Here is a 19497-nt window from a genome sequence, read left to right on the forward strand (position 1 = left end):
TCAGATTTTCACTGGTACATGATCGTATCGACTCGATTGCAAGGCGACGTGGTAGAGCTGTCTCCAGAACGCCATCCAACCGCAACCTATAAGTGCGGTGGTCCAGTCGGAACACTGCCAAAAAAAACACCAAGGAGTCCATCCATGAAAGGTTCCCCGTCGTTGTTGTTGGCCGCAATGCTTAGTCTGCCGGTTCTGGCGCAAGCCGCCGAACCGGCCCAATGCAGCACCGTAAACTTCTCCGATGTCGGCTGGACCGACATCACCGCGACAACCGCGACCACCAGCGTCGTGCTCAACGCCCTCGGCTACAAGACCAAGACCACCATGATTTCCGTGCCCGTGACCTATAAGTCCCTGGCCGACGGCAAGAACATGGACGTGTTCCTGGGCAACTGGATGCCGACCATGGAAAACGACATCAAGGCCTACCGCGATGCCGGCACCGTGGAAACCGTGCGCACCAACCTAAAGGGCGCCAAGTACACCCTCGCCGTCCCTCAGGCGCTGTACGACAAGGGCCTGCATGACTTCGCCGACATTGCCAAATTCAAGAAAGAGCTCGACGGCAAGATCTACGGCATCGAGCCTGGCAACGATGGCAATCGTCTGATCCAGAGCATGATCGACAAGGATGCCTTCGGCCTGAAGACCGCCGGCTTCAAAGTCGTCGAGTCCTCCGAAGCCGGCATGCTGTCGCAGGTCGACCGCGCGCAGAAACGCGACACCGCCGTGGTGTTCCTCGGCTGGGCGCCGCACCCGATGAACAAGCGCTTCAAAATTCAATACCTGACCGGTGGTGATGACTTCTTCGGCCCGGATTTCGGTGCCGCCACCGTGGCGACCAACACCCGCAAGGGTTACGCCCAGGAGTGCAACAACGTTGGCCAGTTGCTGAAGAACCTGGAGTTCACTGTCGACATGGAAAGCGAACTGATGGGCAACATCCTGGACGACAAGATGAAGCCTGACGCGGCCGCCAAGGCCTGGCTGAAAAAGAATCCACAGGTGCTCGATACCTGGCTCGCTGGCGTGACCACCATTGACGGTAAACCTGGCCTGGAGGCCGTGAAAGCCAAACTGACGCCTTGAATTAGGGAGCATCGTTTATGCCGGGCAGGTTCGCCTGCCCGGGCTGTTAATTACCTTGCATGCGGACGTTCACTACCATGCTGATTGATCAGAAAATACCCCTAGGCCAGTACATCGCAGGCTTCGTTGAATGGTTGACGCAACACGGCGCCAGCACCTTCGACGCCATCGCCGTGACACTGGAAACGATGATCCACGGCGTGACGTTTGCGCTGACCTGGTTCAACCCGCTGGCATTGATCGGCCTGATCGCACTACTGGCACACTTCATTCAACGCAAATGGGGCCTGACCGCGTTTGTCGTTGCCTCCTTCCTGCTGATCCTCAATCTGGGGTACTGGCAGGAAACCATGGAAACCCTCGCCCAGGTGCTATTCGCCACCCTGGTCTGCGTGCTCATCGGTGTGCCATTGGGCATCGTCGCCGCGCACAAGCCGATGTTCTATACTTTAATGCGTCCGGTACTCGATCTGATGCAGACCGTACCGACCTTCGTGTACCTCATTCCTACCCTCACCCTCTTCGGGCTGGGTGTGGTCCCGGGCCTGATCTCCACGGTGGTGTTCGCGATTGCCGCGCCCATCCGCCTGACTTACCTGGGTATCCGCGATGTTCCGGAAGAATTGATGGATGCCGGCAAGGCCTTTGGCTGCTCGCGCCGTCAGTTGCTTTCAAGAATCGAACTGCCCCACGCCATGCCAAGCATCGCGGCCGGCATCACCCAGTGCATCATGCTGTCCCTTTCGATGGTGGTGATTGCGGCACTGGTGGGCGCCGATGGCCTGGGCAAACCGGTGGTCAACGCACTGAACACTGCTGATATCGCCCTGGGCTTCGAAGCAGGCCTGGCGATCGTACTGCTGGCGATCATGCTCGACCGTATCTGCAAACAACCCGACGCCAAAGTAGGGGGTGATGCATGAGCATTATTCGCTTTGATAACGTTGACGTTATCTTCTCCAAGGATCCACGCGAGGCCCTCAAGCTGCTGGATCAAGGCATGACCCGTAACGAAATCCTGAAAAAGACCGGGCAGATTGTCGGCGTTGAAAAAGCCAGCCTGGATATCGAAAAAGGTGAAATCTGCGTGCTGATGGGCCTGTCCGGCTCCGGCAAGTCCAGCCTGCTGCGCTGCATCAACGGCCTCAACACCGTCAGCCGCGGCAAGCTGTTCGTCGAGCACGAAGGCAAGCAGATCGACATTGCCTCGTGCACCCCGGCAGAACTGAAAATGATGCGCACCAAGCGCATCGCGATGGTGTTCCAGAAGTTCGCCCTGATGCCTTGGCTGACAGTGCGCGAGAACATCAGCTTCGGCCTGGAAATGCAGGGTCGTCCGGAAAAGGAACGACGCAAACTGGTGGACGAAAAGCTTGAGCTGGTGGGCCTGGCCCAGTGGCGCAACAAGAAACCCGATGAGCTGTCCGGTGGTATGCAGCAACGCGTGGGCCTGGCCCGTGCGCTGGCGATGGACGCCGACATATTGCTGATGGACGAACCGTTCTCGGCCCTCGACCCGTTGATCCGCCAGGGCCTGCAAGACGAGCTGCTGGAGCTGCAGCACAAGCTCAACAAGACCATCGTATTCGTCAGCCACGACCTCGATGAGGCCCTGAAACTGGGCAGCCGCATCGCGATCATGAAAGACGGCCGGATTATCCAGTACAGCAAACCGGAAGAAATCGTCCTCAACCCTGCGGACGATTACGTGCGGACCTTCGTTGCCCACACCAACCCGCTCAACGTACTGTGCGGTCGCAGCCTGATGCGCACCCTGGACAACTGCAAACGCATCAACGGTTCGGTGTGCCTGGATCCAGGCGGTGATTCGTGGCTGGACCTGGCCGATGGCAACACCATCAAGGGCGCTCGCCAAAACGGCTCTGTGCTGGACTTGCAGAACTGGATACCGGGTCAGGCCGTTGAAGGCCTGGGTCGTCGACCAACCCTGGTGGACTCGAACATCGGCATGCGCGATGCACTGCAGATTCGTTATCAGACCGGCAACAAGCTGGTGCTGCACGACAACAACAAGGTGGTGGGGATTCTTGGCGACAGCGAGCTATATCACGCACTGCTCGGCAAGAACCTGGGGTAAGGCAACAGACACAAAAACGCCGCGATAGAATCGCGGCGTTTTTGTTTGAAGAGCAAAGATCAAAAGATCGCAGCCTTCGGCAGCTCCTACCTAAAACGCATTCCCCTGTAGGAGCTGCCGAAGGCTGCGATCTTTTAAGGCTGACGCGATGCCACTGACACACCGCGCCCTTTCACCACTCAGCTATAAACCCGGCCAAGTAGCTGCCGATGGCTTTCAAACTGATCGAGCACGTCACGGGTGATCTGATCCTGGGTGAAGCCCATCAAGTCGTAGTCCTGGCTGCCGTTGTGCAGGTACACCTCGGCGCGATAGAAACGCTGGCGCGCCTCGTCGGATTGCACCGATTCGGTCGGCGTGGCCAGATAGCCATCCAGGCTCACTTCGTAGACGAAAGGGTTTCCCTCTTCCATTTCCACGCGCACGCCCATGCAACGCTTGGACTTACCGAGCAAAGTCTGCACTTGCAGGCCTTGTGCACGCATCTGCGCCGTCGCATCTTCCAGCGCCGGGCTCACCTGTTTGTCCATGAAGCGCTGCACCACCGATTGGCTCGGTTGCAGGTCCAGTTGAGTCAAGCGCTCGCTGAAACCTCGACGGCCACGTTCGGCCAACTGCGCTTGCTCCTGTTCAATCTGCACGTCCTGGCGCATGGCCTTGTGCAAACCGAACATGAAGAACACCAACACCACCGAGAACGGCAGACCGGCCAGCACCACCATAGTTTGCATGGCTTCGAAGTTGCCGGCGAACAGCAGGCCGATGGTCACCAGGGTGATCACCGCCGACCAGAAGATCCGCAGCCAGTGCGGTGCGTCTTCGTCGACATTACCGCCCTTGCACGAAAGGTTGGCCATCATCACCGCGCCGGAGTCCGCCGGGGTCAGGAACAGCACGAAACCGACAAAGATCGACACGCCGATCACAACCTTCGACGCCGGGTAGTGCTCAAGCAACTGGTAGATCGCCATGGACGGCTGTTCCAGTGCCGTCTTCCCGAGCTCCACCGCCCCATGGTTCATCACCAGGTCCAAAGCCGAGTTACCGAAGATCGACAGCCACGCGAGGGTGAAGCCCAGCGGAATCAGCAGCACGCCGGCTACCAGTTCGCGCACGGTGCGGCCACGGGAAATACGCGCGATGAACATGCCCACGAATGGTGCCCAGGAAATCCACCAGGCCCAGTAGAACAGGGTCCACAGGCCCAACCAGCGGTCGGACTTCTCACTATCGCCCTCGTAGACATAGAGGTCGAAAGTCTTCAGCACCACGCCATTCAGGTAGTCACCGACGTTCTGTACGAAGCCGTTGAGCAGGTGCAAGGTCGGGCCGAACAACAGCACGAAAATCAGCAGGCCACTGAACAGCACGATGTTCAGGTTGGACAGACGGCGGATGCCGTTTTCCACGCCCGACACGGCAGCGATGGTCGCCACGGTGCTCATCACGATGATCACGATCAGCAGGTTGGTGTTGCTGTGTTCCATGCCGAACAGGTTTTCCAGCCCCGACGACACTTGCAGCGAACCGATCCCCAGGTTCGTCACCAGCCCCAGCAGGGTCACGAACATGCCGAAGCCGTCCACCGCATGCCCGGCCGCGCCCTTGACCCAACGCTCGCCCACCAGCGGATACAACGCCGAACGCAACGCCAGCGGCTGGTTATGCCGGTAGGCAAAGTACGCCACGGCCAACCCCACCAGCGCATAGATCGCCCAGCCGTGCAGGCCCCAGTGCAGGAACGTCAGTTGAACGGCCTGACGGGCGGCAAGGTTGCTGCCGGCCACGCCTTCCGGCGGGTTGAAGTAGTGGTCCAGCGGCTCGGACGCGCCGAAGTACAGCAATGAGATGCCGATACCCGACGAGAACAGCATCCCCGCCCAGGCGCCGTAGCTGAAGTCCGGGGTGTCGTCCTTGCTGCCCAGTTTCAATTTGCCGTAGGACGAAAACGCCAGGCCGACGACGAAAATCAGGTAGGCGGCAATCACCACCATGTAGTACCAGCCGAAGCTGCGGGACAACCAGGCTTGCGCCGTACCCAGCATTCTGCCGGCCTCTTGCGGGGCGATGATCAGAATGGCGGTCAACAACAGAATCAACGCGGTAGAGGTGTAGAACACCCAACCGTTGACCGTCACCTTCTCGGGTGGGGTCTTTATTAGCGAGGCAGAACTCATGGCACAGATGCTCCGGGCAGTGCGAGAGAAGAACGCAAGACAAACGTGTTACCCGACCAATCGGTTAGTGGGCAGCCGACCGGCGGGTGATATAAAGACACCCCGAAAAAAGCCCGAAACCCCTGGAGCGCCGCAGCGCGTAGGTTTCGAGCCGTTTCAGTTGTCGTTTTTTCCGCCACAGCGCGTAGGAAAATTCACAGGCAGCGACGATTTGTCGCAGATCTTATTCTTTGTTGATTGAACGTTCAATCAAAACAAAATAGACTGGCCTTCAACCCGGTAGCCGTACTACGTCCACCGGAAGGCCTAAGGAGATGTGCAAGATGCCCAAGGTCGGTATGCAACCCATCCGCCGCCAGCAATTGATCGAAGCCACTTTGCTGGCCGTCGATCAGGTCGGAATGGGGGACGCCAGCATTGCGCTGATCGCCCGTTTGGCAGGTGTCTCGAATGGCATCATCAGTCACTACTTTCAGGACAAGAACGGCCTGATTGCCGCCACCATGGGGTACCTGATGACCGTCCTGAGCGAGAACGTCACCCTGCGCCGACAGGCGCTGACAGATGACAGCCCGCGGGCGCATCTGCAGGTGATCATCGAAGGCAACTTCGACGCCAGCCAGGTCAATGGCCCGGCGATGAAAACCTGGCTGGCCTTCTGGGCCACCAGCATGCACCAGCCGTCTTTGCACAGGTTGCAGCGGATCAACGATCACCGTCTGTATTCCAACCTGTGCTGCCAGTTCCGCCGCGTACTGCCGCTCAATGATGCGCGCAGTGCCGCCCGAGGCCTGGCTGCGTTGATCGACGGCCTGTGGTTACGCGGCGCGCTGTCGGGAGATGCTTTCGACACCGGGCAGGCGCAACAGATTGCTTACGAATACATGGATACCCAACTGGCCAAGCGGGTGAGTTAGAGCACACATAAACGCTCAACCACCGAACCGCGCCAGCCACTTAATGCTCTTGCGAGGACTTTATGGCCCGTTTCGAACTGCAAAAACTCTACATCGATGGCGCGTACAGCGACGCCAGCAGCGACGCCACTTTCGAAGCCATCAACCCGGCTAACGGTGAAGTCCTCGCAAAAGTGCAACGTGCGACCAAGGAAGACGTCGAACGCGCCGTCGTCAGCGCCGAAAAGGGCCAGAAGATCTGGGCCGCCATGACCGCCATGGAGCGTTCGCGCATCCTGCGTCGCGCCGTGGAAATCCTGCGCGAGCGCAACGACGAACTGGCCGCCCTGGAAACCCTGGACACCGGCAAGGCCTACTCCGAAACCCGCTATGTCGACATCGTCACCGGCGCTGACGTGCTGGAGTACTACGCAGGCCTGGTACCGGCCATCGAAGGCGAGCAGATTCCACTGCGCACCACTTCGTTCGTCTACACCCGTCGCGAGCCGCTGGGCGTCGTGGCCGGTATCGGCGCGTGGAACTACCCGATCCAGATCGCCCTGTGGAAATCCGCACCCGCCCTGGCGGCCGGCAACGCGATGATCTTCAAGCCAAGCGAAGTCACCTCGCTGACCACCCTGAAACTGGCCGAGATCTACACCGAAGCCGGCGTGCCAAACGGCGTGTTCAACGTCCTGACCGGCAGCGGCCGTGAAGTCGGCACCTGGTTGACCGAGCACCCGCGCATCGAGAAAGTCTCGTTCACCGGCGGCACCGACACCGGCAAGAAAGTCATGGCCAGCGCCTCGAGCTCTTCGCTCAAGGACGTGACCATGGAACTGGGCGGCAAATCCCCGCTGATCATCTGCGACGACGCCGACCTCGATCGCGCCGCCGACACCGCGATGATGGCCAACTTCTACAGCTCCGGGCAGGTCTGCACCAACGGCACTCGCGTGTTCGTCCCGGCCCACCTGAAAGCCGCTTTCGAAGCCAAGATCGCCGAGCGCGTTGCACGCATCCGCATCGGCAACCCGCAAGACGAAAACACCAACTTCGGTCCGCTGGTCAGTTTTGCGCACATGGAAAGCGTGCTGGGCTACATCGCCAAGGGCAAGGAAGAAGGTGCCCGCCTGCTGTGCGGCGGTGAGCGCCTGACCGACGGCGAATTCGCCAAAGGTGCGTTCGTGGCGCCGACCGTGTTCACCGACTGCACCGACGACATGACCATCGTGCGTGAAGAAATCTTTGGCCCGGTCATGGCGATCCTGTCCTACGAAACCGAGGAAGAAGTGATCCGCCGCGCCAACGACACCGACTTCGGCCTGGCCGCCGGTATCGTCACCAAGGACCTGAACCGCGCCCACCGCGTGATTCATCAGCTGGAAGCCGGTATCTGCTGGATCAACGCCTGGGGCGAGTCCGACGCGAAGATGCCGGTTGGCGGCTACAAGCAGTCGGGTGTCGGCCGTGAGAACGGCATCAGCTCGCTGAACAACTTCACCCGCATCAAATCGGTACAGGTCGAGCTGGGCGATTACGTCTCGGTGTTCTAAGACTGAGACCCGTATTGCTCGCGAGGGCCTCTCGCGAGCAAGCCCGCTCCCACAAGGGACCAGTGGCGAACACAGATCCTGTGTACACCAGAGATCAAATGTGGGAGCGGGCTTACTCGCGAATCGAGTGCGCAGCACTCGTCAGGCCAGACCTGACCAACATCAAAGAGGGTGCATTCAATGTCCCAAGAATTCGACTACATCATCATCGGTGCCGGCTCGGCCGGTAACACCCTGGCGACCCGTCTGACCGAAGACGCCGGCGTCACCGTCCTGCTGCTCGAAGCGGGCGGCCCGGACTACCGTTTCGACTTCCGCACGCAGATGCCGGCCGCCTTGGCGTTCCCGCTGCAAGGCCGTCGCTACAACTGGGCCTACGAAACCGATCCAGAACCACACATGGATGGCCGTCGCATGGAATGCGGTCGCGGCAAGGGCCTGGGTGGTTCCTCGCTGATCAACGGCATGTGCTACATCCGCGGCAACGCTATGGACTACGACGGCTGGGCGAAACTGCCAGGCCTGGAAGACTGGTCGTACCTGGATTGCCTGCCATATTTCCGTAAAGCGGAAACCCGCGACATCGGCCCGAACGACTACCACGGTGGCGACGGCCCGGTCAGCGTGACCACGCCGAAAGCCGGCAACAACCCGCTGTTCCACGCCATGGTTGAAGCCGGCGTGCAGGCCGGTTACCCGCGTACCGAAGACTTGAACGGCTACCAGCAGGAAGGCTTCGGCCCGATGGACCGCACCGTGACACCCAAAGGTCGTCGTGCTTCCACCGCCCGTGGTTACCTGGACGTGGCCAAGAAGCGTTCGACCCTGACCATCGTCACCCATGCCCTGACCGACAAGATCCTGTTCGAAGGCAAGCGTGCGGTCGGCGTGCGTTACCTGGTCGGCGCCGCTGAAGAGCGCGTTGAGGTCAAGGCGCGCAAGGAAGTGCTGCTGTGCTCCGGCGCCATCGCTTCGCCGCAGATCCTGCAACGCTCCGGCGTCGGCCCGGCCGAACTGCTGAACAAGCTCGACATTCCGGTGGTCCACGACCTGCCGGGCGTCGGTGAAAACCTGCAGGATCACCTTGAGTTGTACCTGCAATACGCTTGCACCCAACCGGTCTCGCTGTACCCGTCGCTGCTCTGGTACAACCAGCCGGCCATCGGTGCCGAGTGGCTGTTCAACGGCACCGGCATCGGCGCCAGCAACCAGTTCGAAGCCGGCGGTTTCATCCGTACCCGTCCGGAATTCGAATGGCCGAACATCCAGTACCACTTCCTGCCGGTAGCGATTAACTACAACGGCAGCAACGGCGTGAAAGAGCACGGCTTCCAGGCGCACATGGGCTCCATGCGTTCGCCGAGCCGCGGGCGCATCCAGGCCAAGTCCAAGGACCCGCGCCAGCACCCGAGCATCCTGTTCAACTACATGGCCACCGAGCAGGACTGGCAGGAATTCCGCGACGGCATCCGCCTGACCCGTGAAATCATGCAGCAGCCTGCACTGGACGCCTTCCGTGGTCGCGAAATCAGCCCGGGTATCGACGTGCAGAGCGACGAGCAACTGGACAAGTTCATCCGCGAACACGCCGAAACCGCGTTCCACCCGTCCTGCTCGTGCAAGATGGGCACCGACGAAATGGCCGTGGTCGATGGCGAAGGTCGCGTGCATGGCATGCAAGGCCTGCGCGTGGTCGATGCCTCGATCATGCCGATCATCACCACCGGCAACCTCAACGCACCAACGATCATGATGGCCGAGAAAATCGCCGACAAGATCCGTGGCCGCAAGCCGTTGCCGCGCAGCACCGCCACTTACTATGTGGCGGGTGAAGCGCCGGTGAAAGGCAAGCCGGTGCGGGAAGTGAGCCAGATCGCTTAAGGCGTTACACCGCGTTACGGCTATTCGCGAGCAAGCCCGCTCCCACACTAGATCTTCGGTGAATACAGATTTTGTGTACACCCAGATCAAATGTGGGAGCGGGCTTGCTCGCGAAGAGGCCCGGTCAGGCAACACCTCTCCCCCAGCAATCACTCGCAAGTCCGATCCAAACTTGATCCGCCCCCCTCGCAGGCCTAATCTAGCGCCACGCAATCGTTTCACCCCTCCCCTCGCAGCACCGCTCCATCGCCACTCCATACCCAGGAGGTTCACGAATGTTCGATTTTTACCCCCAGCTCAAGCAGCGCTTCGCTGCCTTGCGCACGGGTGCCGAATTCTTTTCCCTGCGTTATGTACGCGAGTCCGGGCAGTACCTGTCGGTGCGCAAGAACGTCGCCGAACCGCCGAGCCTGAGCCGTGACGAAGGGGCGATGCTGACCGTGCGGGTCAATGGCGTCGAGGCCTATGCGGCCACCAACGATTTGTCGCCACAAGGCCTGCAAGCCGCCCTCGAACGCGCCGAACTTCAGGCCCGTCGACTCAAGCCCCACGCCTTGCTGGACCTGCGCGAACAAGCCGTTTCCAGCGACCGCGCCGATTACTTTTCACCCAACCTCGACCAGGCCTTCCCGTCCCTGAGTGAGTGCTACCAGTTGCTCGGCGCCGAATCCGCCGCCGTGCCCAAGGACGACCGCCTGGTGAACTGGCAGGTCAGCCTCGGTATCACCCACGTCGAGCAGATCTACCTCAACAGCGCCGGTGCCGAACTGCGCCAGGCCCAACGCTTTGTGTACCCCGGCCTGGATGTCACGGCCTACGACGGCAACGACAGCCAGACCCGCAGCCTTGGCCGCGAGAACTTCGGCCAGCAAGGCGCGGCGGACGTCATCAGCCGCTGCGGCCTGATCGGTGCCGGTGCCCAGGTGGCCGATCAGGCCCTGCAGTTGCTCCTGGCGCCAAACACCCCGCAAGGCAAACGCGACCTGCTGCTGATGCCCGACCAGATGATGCTGCAAATCCACGAGTCCATCGGCCATCCGCTGGAACTGGACCGCATCCTCGGCGACGAGCGCAACTACGCCGGCACCAGCTTCGTCAAAGCCAGTGATTTCGGGCGCCTGCAATACGGTTCCGGCCTGCTCAACGTGACCTTCGACCCGGACATCCCCGAGGAGCTCGCCAGCTACGGCCATGACGACGACGGCACGCCTGCCAGCAAACAGTTCCTGATCCGCGAAGGCCTGCTACTGCGCCCGCTGGGCGGTGCGTTGTCGCAATTTCGTGCGGGCATGGACGGCGTCGCCAACAGCCGTGCCTGTGGCTGGAACCGCCCGCCGATCGACCGCATGGCCAACCTCAACATCGAGCCGGGCGACCAGTCCATCGAACAACTGATCGGCGGTATCGAACACGGCGTGCTGATGTCGACCAACCGTTCATGGTCGATCGACGATGCGCGCAACAAATTCCAGTTCGGCTGCGAATGGGGCCAACTGATCGAAAACGGCGAACTCAAGGGTGTGGTGAAGAACCCCAATTACCGGGGCATCTCCGCGCAATTCTGGAAGAGCCTCAGCGCCGTCGGCGATGCCAGTACCTTGAAGGTCCTCGGCACACCGAACTGCGGCAAGGGCGAACCGAACCAGGTGATCCGCGTCGGCCACGCGTCACCGGCCTGCGTGTTCAGCAATGTTGATGTATTCGGAGGAGACGCCTGATGAATCCTTCAAACAGCCAGTCCGCGTCGTTCAAGGCGCTGGTCAACAGCCTGCGTGAAGCCCTGCGCGAGCCCGAGCAGTTCACCCTCAGCTACGCCGCCGAGTCGTCGGCCTTCGTGCGTTTCAACCACGCCAGGGTGCGTCAGGCCGGTCAGGTGCAGCAGGCGAGTATCGGCCTGAAACTGATTAACGAAGGCCGCCATGCCGACCTGAACATCACCCTGGGCGGCGATCCCCAGGTTGATCTGCAACGTTTGACCGAAGGCCTGCAACAGCTGCGGGAAACCTTGCCGCTGCTGCCTCAGGATCCTTATTTGCTGCTCAACCACAACGGCTGGCAGAGCAACAACGTGCAATCGCATCCGCTGCCGGACACCGAGGAGGTAGTCGCGCAAATCACCCAGGCCGCCGAAGGCCTGGATCTTGTCGGTTTCTACGCCGCCGGCCCGATCAGTCGTGGCTTTGCCAGTTCTTCGGGCGCCTTCGGCTGGCATCAGGCCAACAGTTTCAATTTCGACTTCAGCCTGTTCCACGAGAATGGCCAGGCCGTGAAAGCCAGCTACGCCGGGCACGACTGGAATAGCGAAGGCTTTGCCAGACGCTTCCAGCAGGCCCGCGAGCAGCTTGAGTTTCTGGGCCGGCCGCTGCGCACTTTGCCGCCCGGCCAGTACCGCGCTTACCTGGCACCGGCGGCGCTGGAAGAAATCATGGGCATGCTGTGCTGGGGTGGTTTCTCGGCACAGTCGATCGCCAGCAAAAGCAGCCCGCTGCAAAAGCTCTACGGTGGCGACAGCGCGTTCAGCCCGCTGGTCTCGCTGGATGAAAAAGTCAGCGGCTCGCTGAGCCCGGCGTTTTCCGATGAGGGTTATCCACGCAGCGATCTTAAGTTGATCGTCGACGGCAAGGCCGGGGCACGACTGGTCAGTTCGCGCAGCGCCGCCGAATACGGCTTGACCGCCAATGGCGCCAGCGGCGGTGAGTCACCGAGCGCGCTGAACATGAAAGCCGGGGCATTGCCTGACGCGGACATCCTCAAGCAACTGGGCACGGGGCTGTACATCAGCAACCTGTGGTACCTGAACTTCTCGGATCAACCGGCCGCACGCCTGACCGGCATGACCCGGTTTGCCACGTTCTGGGTCGAGAACGGCGAGATCCAGGCGCCGGCCAACACCATGCGCTTCGATGACAGCGCCTTCAGCCTGCTCGGTTCGCAACTGGAAGCCTTGACCGAGGAGCGGGAGTTGTTGTTGTCGGCGAGTACCTATAGTCAGCGAGCGACGGCGTCGGCGTTGTTGCCGGGGGCGTTGGTCAGCCGATTGACCCTGACCCTGTAAACGCAATACCTGTGGGAGCGGGCTTGCCCGCGAAAGCGGCGGATCAGTCGACATTGATGTTGAATGTTACGACCTCTTCGCGGGCAAGCCCGCTCCCACAGGGTCCGGTTACCTGACCACCACAAGAGGTCCCATGCCCAACCGCCCGCCTCTCGACGCCGTGACCGCCCGCTGGATACCCTGGGTCGTCGCCATTGCCTTCTTCATGCAGTCCCTCGACGGGACGATCCTCAACACCGCCCTGCCCGCCATGGCCCGGGACCTGGCCGAAGATCCGCTGCGCATGCAGGGCGTGATCATCGCCTACATGCTCACCGTCGCCTTGCTGATTCCCGCGTCCGGCTGGATCGCCGACCGCTTTGGCACCCGGAAAATCTTCTTCAGTGCGATTTTGCTGTTCAGCCTCGGCTCGCTGCTCTGCGCATTGTCGAGCAGCCTGAGCATGCTGATCGGTGCCCGGGTGATCCAGGGCCTGGGCGGCGCATTGATGCTGCCGGTTGGGCGGCTGGTGGTGCTGCGCGCCTACCCGCGTTCGGAGCTGGTGCGGATCATGGGCTTCATCACCATTCCCGGGCTGCTCGGCCCCTTGATCGGCCCGACCATGGGCGGCTGGATGGTGCAATACCTGACCTGGCACTGGATCTTCCTGATCAACCTGCCGGTGGGGCTGGTCGGTTGCTACGCCGTGTGGAAATTCATCCCGGACCTGCGCGGTTCCGAGCGCACGCGCTTCGATAGCCTGGGCTTCGTGCTGTTTGGCGCGGCGATGATTCTGATCACCATCGCCATGGAAGGCCTGGGCGAATTGCACCTGCCGCATCTGCGGGTGATGTTACTGCTGTTCGGCGGCATGGCGTGCCTGGCGGCGTACTGGCTGCGCGCCGGGCATATCGAGAACCCGTTGTTCGCGCCGTCGCTGTTCAAGACCCGGACCTTTGCCGTGGGCATTCTCGGCAACCTGTTCGCCCGTCTCGGCAGCGGCGCCCTGCCCTTTCTGGTGCCGTTGCTGCTGCAAGTGGCGCTGGGCTATTCGCCGTCCCAGGCCGGGATGAGCATGCTGCCGCTGGCGGCGGCGGCGATGATCGCCAAGTGGGTGGCGCGGCCGCTGATCGAGCGTCTGGGCTACCGCATCGTGCTCACCGGCAACACCCTGGCCCTGGGGATCATGCTGGCGAGCATGGGCCTGGTCAGCGAGCAGACGCCGTACTGGCTGCTGCTGTGCCAGCTGGCGATCCTTGGCGCGATCAACTCCTTGCAGTTCACTGCGATGAACACCGTGACCCTGATCGACCTCGACGATGCCAGCGCCAGCAGTGGCAACAGCTTGCTGTCGGTGGTCGCGCAATTGTCCCTGAGCCTGGGGGTTGCGTGCGCGGGTGCGTTGCTCGGTGGCTTTACGGCGGAGATTGGCAATGATGGCGTGGACACGGTTTTGGGGGCATTCCAATTGACCTTCGTGACCGTAGGAATCATGGCAATGTTGGCCGCGACGATCTTTTCCCAGCTGTCACGGAATGACGGACGGCGTGTTAAACGTCCGGAAGAACACATAGAGCCTTAGGGCGAATGGCCACTGGGCTGGTACACTGCGCGACATTTTGTTTTGCAGGCCAGTCCCGTGACCACCATCGCCACCGAATTTAATACTTTGCCGCTGTCCGCCGCCATGCTGGCTAACCTCGACTCCCTCGGTTATGCCCAGATGACGCCGATCCAGGCGCAAAGCTTGCCGGTGATCCTCAAGGGGATGGACCTGATCGCCCAGGCCAAGACCGGCAGCGGCAAGACCGCTGCCTTCGGCATCGGCCTGCTGAACCCGATCAATCCGCGCTACTTCGGTTGCCAGGCGCTGATCCTGTGCCCGACCCGCGAGCTGGCTGACCAGGTCGCCAAGGAAATCCGTCGCCTGGCCCGCGCCGAAGACAACATCAAGGTCCTGACCCTGTGCGGCGGCGTGTCCCTCGGCCCGCAGATCGCTTCGCTGGAACACGGCGCGCACATCATCGTCGGCACCCCGGGACGCATCCAGCAGCACCTGCGCAAGGGTTCGCTGGTACTCCACGGCCTGAACACCCTGATCCTCGACGAAGCCGACCGCATGCTCGACATGGGTTTCTACGATTCCATCGAAGAAATCATCATGCAGGCCCCGGAGCGTCGCCAGACCCTGCTGTTCTCCGCCACCTACCCGGTAGGCATCAAGCAGTTGGCCTCGAAGTTCATGCGCAACCCGCAGCAAGTGAAGGCCGAAGCGTTCCACGACGACACGCAGATCGAGCAGCGCTTCTTCGAGATCTCTCCGGATGACCGCATGAGTGCGGTGACCAAGGTCCTTGGCCACTTCCGCCCGGCCTCCTGCGTGGCTTTCTGCTACACCAAGCAGCAGGTTCAGGAAACCGTCGACCACCTGACCGCCAAAGGCATTTCCGCCGTCGGCCTGCACGGCGATCTGGAACAGCGTGACCGCGACCAGGTGCTGGCGATGTTCGCCAACCGCAGTACTTCAGTGCTGGTGGCGACCGACGTCGCCGCCCGCGGCCTCGATATCGACTCGCTGGACATGGTGATCAACGTCGAACTGGCCCGCGATTCGGAAATCCACATCCACCGCGTCGGCCGTACTGGCCGTGCCGGTGAGAAAGGCCTCGCCATCAGCCTGGTGGCGCCGTCCGAAGCGCAGCGCGCCCAGGCCATCGAACAATTGCAGAAGACACCATTGACCTGGGATCAGGTGGACAACCTCACCTCCAAGGGTGGTGGTCCGCTGCTGCCGCAGATGAGCACCCTGTGCATCGCTGCCGGCCGTAAGGACAAGGTTCGTCCGGGCGACATTCTTGGCGCACTGACCGGTGACGCCGGCATCCCCGGTGCCCAGGTCGGCAAGATCGCGATTTTCGACTTCCAGGCCTATGTGGCCGTGGAGCGCGGCGTTGCCAAGCAGGCCTTGCAGCGTTTGAACGACGGCAAGATCAAGGGCCGTTCGTTGCGCGTTCGCATTTTGTAAGCGATCTTCGACCCAACGAAGATCCCCCTGTGGGAGCGGGCTTGCTCGCGAAAGCGGTTTATCAGTCGACATTGATGTTGAATGTGATGGCCCTTTCGCGAGCAAGCCCGCTCCCACATTGGTTTTGTGGTGATACATCAAGAGGACACCGTTTTGCGCTCTACCGAAGTCGTGATCATTGGCGCTGGCGCCGCAGGGTTGATGTGTGCACTGACCGCCGCCGGGCGTGGGCGCAAGGTGTTGCTGCTGGACCATGCCAACAAGGCCGGCAAGAAAATCCTGATGTCGGGCGGTGGCCGCTGCAATTTCACCAACATGTACACAGAGCCGAGCAATTTCCTCTCACAGAACGCGCACTTCTGCAAATCCGCCCTGGCCCGCTATACCCAGTGGGATTTCATCGGCATGGTCGCCAAGCACGGCGTGCCGTACCACGAGAAAAAACTCGGCCAGCTGTTCTGCGATAACAAATCCAGCGACATCCTTGAGATGCTGCTCAACGAGTGCGATCAGGTCGGCGTCAGCCTGCACCTGGACACCTCGATCCAGACCATCGAGAAGCTCGAAAAGGGCTATTTGCTGGACACGACGCTTGACCAGATCACCTGCGAATCCCTGGTGATCGCCACCGGCGGCCTGTCGATCCCGACCCTGGGCGCCACCGGCTTCGGTTACCAGGTGGCCAAACAGTTCGGCCACGAACTGCTGCCGACCCGCGCCGGCCTGGTGCCATTCACCATCACCGATCAGCTCAAGGCCTTGTGCACCGAGCTGTCCGGTACGTCGGTGGATTGCCTGGTGAGCTGCAACGACCAGAGCTTTCGCGAGAATATCCTGTTCACCCACCGCGGCCTCAGCGGCCCGGCGATCTTGCAGATCTCGTCGTTCTGGGAGTCCGGCGATACCGTCGAGATCAACCTGATGCCGGATCACGACGTGCCGGAATGGCTGCAACAGCAACAGGCCGAACGTCCAAACAGCGAGCTGAAAACCCTGCTCGGTGAAATCTTCACCAAGAAGATGGCCAACCTGCTGGCGGACAACTGGTTCGTCTCCAAACCGATGAAGCAGTACACCCACGCGGAACTGGCCGATATCGCGGAGAAACTGGCGAACTGGAAAGTCGTGCCCGCCGGCACCGAAGGCTATCGCACTGCCGAGGTGACCCTGGGCGGCGTCAACACCAATGAAGTGTCGTCCAAGACCATGGAATCGCTGAAAAGCCCGGGGCTGTACTTCATCGGCGAAGTGCTGGACGTGACCGGGCATCTGGGCGGGTTCAACTTCCAGTGGGCCTGGGCTTCGGGCTACGCGGCTGCGCAGTACGTCTGATCGCACCGTTCTTGTAGGAGCTGCCGAGTGAAACGAGGCTGCGATCTTTTGATCTTGAAAAGCAAAGTCAAAAGATCGCAGCCTGCGGCAGCTCCTACAGGGACCGTATTTCAGTCAGGAAAGGAACAGATTTTGCTGTCTGATGTGATCGACGCCATTGCGTCGGCGTCATTAGTGGCTCAATTTAGCGTCATTGCCTCGGAAGGCCTTCGCATTTCATGTCATCGACTTCGTTCCGCCAGTCTCTGCGTCGCCTTTGGGCGCTGGATAAATTCAGCTACAGCGTGCGGGTGTTCATTGCCCTGACCGGCACCATGGCGCTGTGTTGGTATCAGGATGAAATGGGCCTGCTGATCCCGTTGTTCCTGGGGATTATCGCCAGCGCCCTGGCCGAGACCGACGACAGCTGGCAAGGCCGTCTCAACGCGCTGGCGGTGACGCTGGTGTGTTTCGCGGTTGCCGCTCTGTCGGTCGAACTGCTCTTCCCCTACCCCTACCTCTTCATCATTGCCTTCGCCCTCGCAGCATTCTGCCTGACCATGCTCGGCGCCCTGGGCGAACGCTATGGCGCGATTGCCTCGGCGACGTTGATCCTTTCGGTCTACACCATGATCGGCGTGGACCAGCGTGGGGGCGCGGTCACCGACTTCTGGCACGAACCCCTGCTTTTGGTGGCAGGCGCAGCCTGGTACGGCGTGCTGTCAGTGTTGTGGCAGGCGCTGTTTTCCAATCAGCCGGTGCAGCAGAGCCTGGCGCGGTTGTTCCGCGAACTGGGCTTTTACCTGAAGCTCAAATCTTCGTTGTTCGAGCCGATCCGGCAGATGGACGTGGAGGCTCGGCGCCTGGAACTGGCCCAGCAGAACGGCCGGGTGGTGGCGGCACTGAACGCCGCCAAGGAGATCATCCTGCACCGGGTCGGCAACGGGCGCCCGGGGTCGAAAGTCAGCCGCTACCTCAAGCTGTACTTCCTCGCCCAGGACATCCACGAGCGCGCCAGTTCGTCGCACTACCCTTACAACGCCCTGGCCGACGCCTTCTTCCACAGCGACGTGCTGTTCCGCTGCCAACGCCTGTTGCGCCAGCAAGGCAAGGCCTGCCGGGCCCTGGCCGAATCGATCCAGATGCGCCAGCCGTTCACCTATGACGCCAGTTTCGCCGAGGCCCTGAGCGACCTCGATGCCTCCCTCGAACACCTGCGCATCCAGAGCAACCCGGCCTGGCGCGGCTTGCTGCGCTCACTGCGGGCACTGGCGGCCAACCTCGGCACCCTCGACCGCCTGCTCAGCGATGCCAGCAACCCCGACGCCCTGGCCGATGCCACCGACAGCAGCCTGCTCGACCGCTCGCCGCGCAACCTCAAGGACGTGTGGCTGCGCTTGCGCACGCAACTGACGCCAACCTCGCTGCTGTTTCGCCATGCCCTGCGATTGCCCCTGGCCTTGAGCATCGGCTACGCCATGGTGCATTTGATTCACCCGTCCCAAGGCTACTGGATCATCCTCACCACGCTGTTCGTCTGCCAACCGAACTACGGCGCCACCCGCCGCAAACTCGGTCAACGGATCATCGGCACCGCCATCGGCCTGACCCTGGCCTGGGCGCTGTTCGACCTGTTCCCGAATCCGCTGATCCAGTCGTGTTTCGCCATCGCCGCCGGGGTGGTGTTCTTTACCAACCGCACCACCCGCTACACCCTGGCGACGGCGGCAATCACCCTGATGGTGCTGTTCTGCTTCAACCAGGTGGGCGACGGTTACGGGCTGTTCCTGCCCCGACTGTTCGACACCTTGCTCGGCAGCCTGATCGCTGGCCTCGCGGTGTTCCTGTTCCTGCCGGACTGGCAAGGCCGACGCCTGAACAAGGTGCTGGCCAACACCCTGGCCTGCAATAGCATTTACCTGCGCCAGATCATGCAGCAATACGCGGCGGGCAAAAGCGACGACCTGGCTTACCGCCTGGCCCGCCGCAACGCGCACAACGCCGACGCGGCGCTGTCGACCACACTGGCCAACATGCTGATGGAGCCGGGCCATTTCCGAAAGGAAGCGGACGTAGGCTTCCGCTTCCTGGTGCTGTCACACACGTTACTGAGTTACCTGTCGGGCCTGGGCGCGCACCGGGAAACCCAACTGCCGCCGGACATGCGTGAGCACTTGATCGAAGGGGCCGGGGTGAAACTGGCCGCCAGCATCGACGCGATCGCCCAAGGACTGGCGAGCAAGTCTTCGATCGAGATTCAGAGCGATGAAGAAGAAGCACTGGCCAATGAACTGGAACAGATGCCTGATGAAATCGATGAGGGTCAACGGTTGGTGCAGACGCAACTGGCACTGATCTGCCGGCAGCTGGGGCCGTTGAGGACATTGGCGGCGCATCTGATCAAGGACACCAGTGAGGATTGAGATC

13 protein-coding genes are annotated in these 19497 nt (G+C 61.3%); 12 read left to right on the forward strand and 1 reads right to left on the reverse strand.

What is annotated here, in order from left to right; translation table 11 throughout:
• The first annotated feature begins 144 nt into the window (after positions 1 to 144).
• From ACMDB8_RS25805 to choV, 3 genes are all read left to right on the forward strand, one after another.
• Positions 145 to 1092: a choline ABC transporter substrate-binding protein gene (locus ACMDB8_RS25805; protein ID WP_409078142.1), complete on the forward strand. Its 948-nt coding sequence runs from the start codon at positions 145 to 147 to the stop codon at positions 1090 to 1092.
• Between the two features lie 77 nt (positions 1093 to 1169).
• Positions 1170 to 2015 carry a choline ABC transporter permease subunit gene (gene choW / locus ACMDB8_RS25810; RefSeq protein ID WP_056726556.1) on the forward strand — a complete coding sequence of 282 codons (846 nt, stop codon included), beginning with the start codon at positions 1170 to 1172 and terminating at the stop codon, positions 2013 to 2015.
• Positions 2012 to 3190: a choline ABC transporter ATP-binding protein gene (gene choV / locus ACMDB8_RS25815; RefSeq protein ID WP_056726555.1), complete on the forward strand. Its 1179-nt coding sequence runs from the start codon at positions 2012 to 2014 to the stop codon at positions 3188 to 3190. Before choW ends, choV begins: the two co-directional genes overlap by 4 nt.
• Positions 3191 to 3369: 179 nt before the next feature.
• Here the strand turns inward: choV and ACMDB8_RS25820 are convergent, their stop codons facing one another.
• A complete protein-coding gene (locus ACMDB8_RS25820; protein ID WP_223541379.1) occupies positions 3370 to 5310 on the reverse strand; it encodes a BCCT family transporter in 1941 nt (646 codons plus the stop codon).
• 380 nt (positions 5311 to 5690) lie between these two features.
• On the opposite strand from ACMDB8_RS25820, the gene betI reads away from it, so the two are divergent.
• From betI to yccS, 9 genes are all read left to right on the forward strand, one after another.
• A complete protein-coding gene (gene betI / locus ACMDB8_RS25825; protein WP_056726553.1) occupies positions 5691 to 6284 on the forward strand; it encodes a transcriptional regulator BetI in 594 nt (197 codons plus the stop codon).
• A gap of 62 nt (positions 6285 to 6346) precedes the next feature.
• The gene (betB, locus tag ACMDB8_RS25830; protein ID WP_223541341.1) at positions 6347 to 7819 is read left to right on the forward strand and encodes a betaine-aldehyde dehydrogenase; all 1473 of its coding nucleotides are present in this window, start codon (positions 6347 to 6349) and stop codon (positions 7817 to 7819) included.
• A gap of 180 nt (positions 7820 to 7999) precedes the next feature.
• Complete coding sequence (gene betA, locus ACMDB8_RS25835) at positions 8000 to 9700, forward strand: choline dehydrogenase (RefSeq protein WP_223541340.1); 1701 nt, start codon at positions 8000 to 8002, stop codon at positions 9698 to 9700.
• A gap of 275 nt (positions 9701 to 9975) precedes the next feature.
• On the forward strand, positions 9976 to 11418 hold the full coding sequence (locus ACMDB8_RS25840; RefSeq protein ID WP_056726550.1) for a TldD/PmbA family protein: 1443 nt from the start codon (positions 9976 to 9978) through the stop codon (positions 11416 to 11418).
• Positions 11418 to 12755 carry a TldD/PmbA family protein gene (locus tag ACMDB8_RS25845; RefSeq protein WP_409078143.1) on the forward strand — a complete coding sequence of 446 codons (1338 nt, stop codon included), beginning with the start codon at positions 11418 to 11420 and terminating at the stop codon, positions 12753 to 12755. Before ACMDB8_RS25840 ends, ACMDB8_RS25845 begins: the two co-directional genes overlap by 1 nt.
• A gap of 133 nt (positions 12756 to 12888) precedes the next feature.
• A complete protein-coding gene (gene mdtD, locus ACMDB8_RS25850; RefSeq protein ID WP_056726548.1) occupies positions 12889 to 14316 on the forward strand; it encodes a multidrug transporter subunit MdtD in 1428 nt (475 codons plus the stop codon).
• Between the two features lie 105 nt (positions 14317 to 14421).
• On the forward strand, positions 14422 to 15759 hold the full coding sequence (dbpA, locus tag ACMDB8_RS25855; protein WP_236709710.1) for an ATP-dependent RNA helicase DbpA: 1338 nt from the start codon (positions 14422 to 14424) through the stop codon (positions 15757 to 15759).
• A 153-nt stretch (positions 15760 to 15912) separates the two neighbouring features.
• Complete coding sequence (locus ACMDB8_RS25860) at positions 15913 to 17091, forward strand: NAD(P)/FAD-dependent oxidoreductase (protein WP_056726546.1); 1179 nt, start codon at positions 15913 to 15915, stop codon at positions 17089 to 17091.
• A 218-nt stretch (positions 17092 to 17309) separates the two neighbouring features.
• Entirely contained in the window at positions 17310 to 19493 is a 2184-nt protein-coding gene (gene yccS / locus ACMDB8_RS25865; RefSeq protein WP_056726545.1) for a YccS family putative transporter, read from the forward strand.
• Positions 19494 to 19497: the final 4 nt, after the last annotated feature.

Source organism: Pseudomonas monachiensis, assembly GCF_047345015.1.
Taxonomy (GTDB): domain Bacteria; phylum Pseudomonadota; class Gammaproteobacteria; order Pseudomonadales; family Pseudomonadaceae; genus Aquipseudomonas; species Aquipseudomonas monachiensis.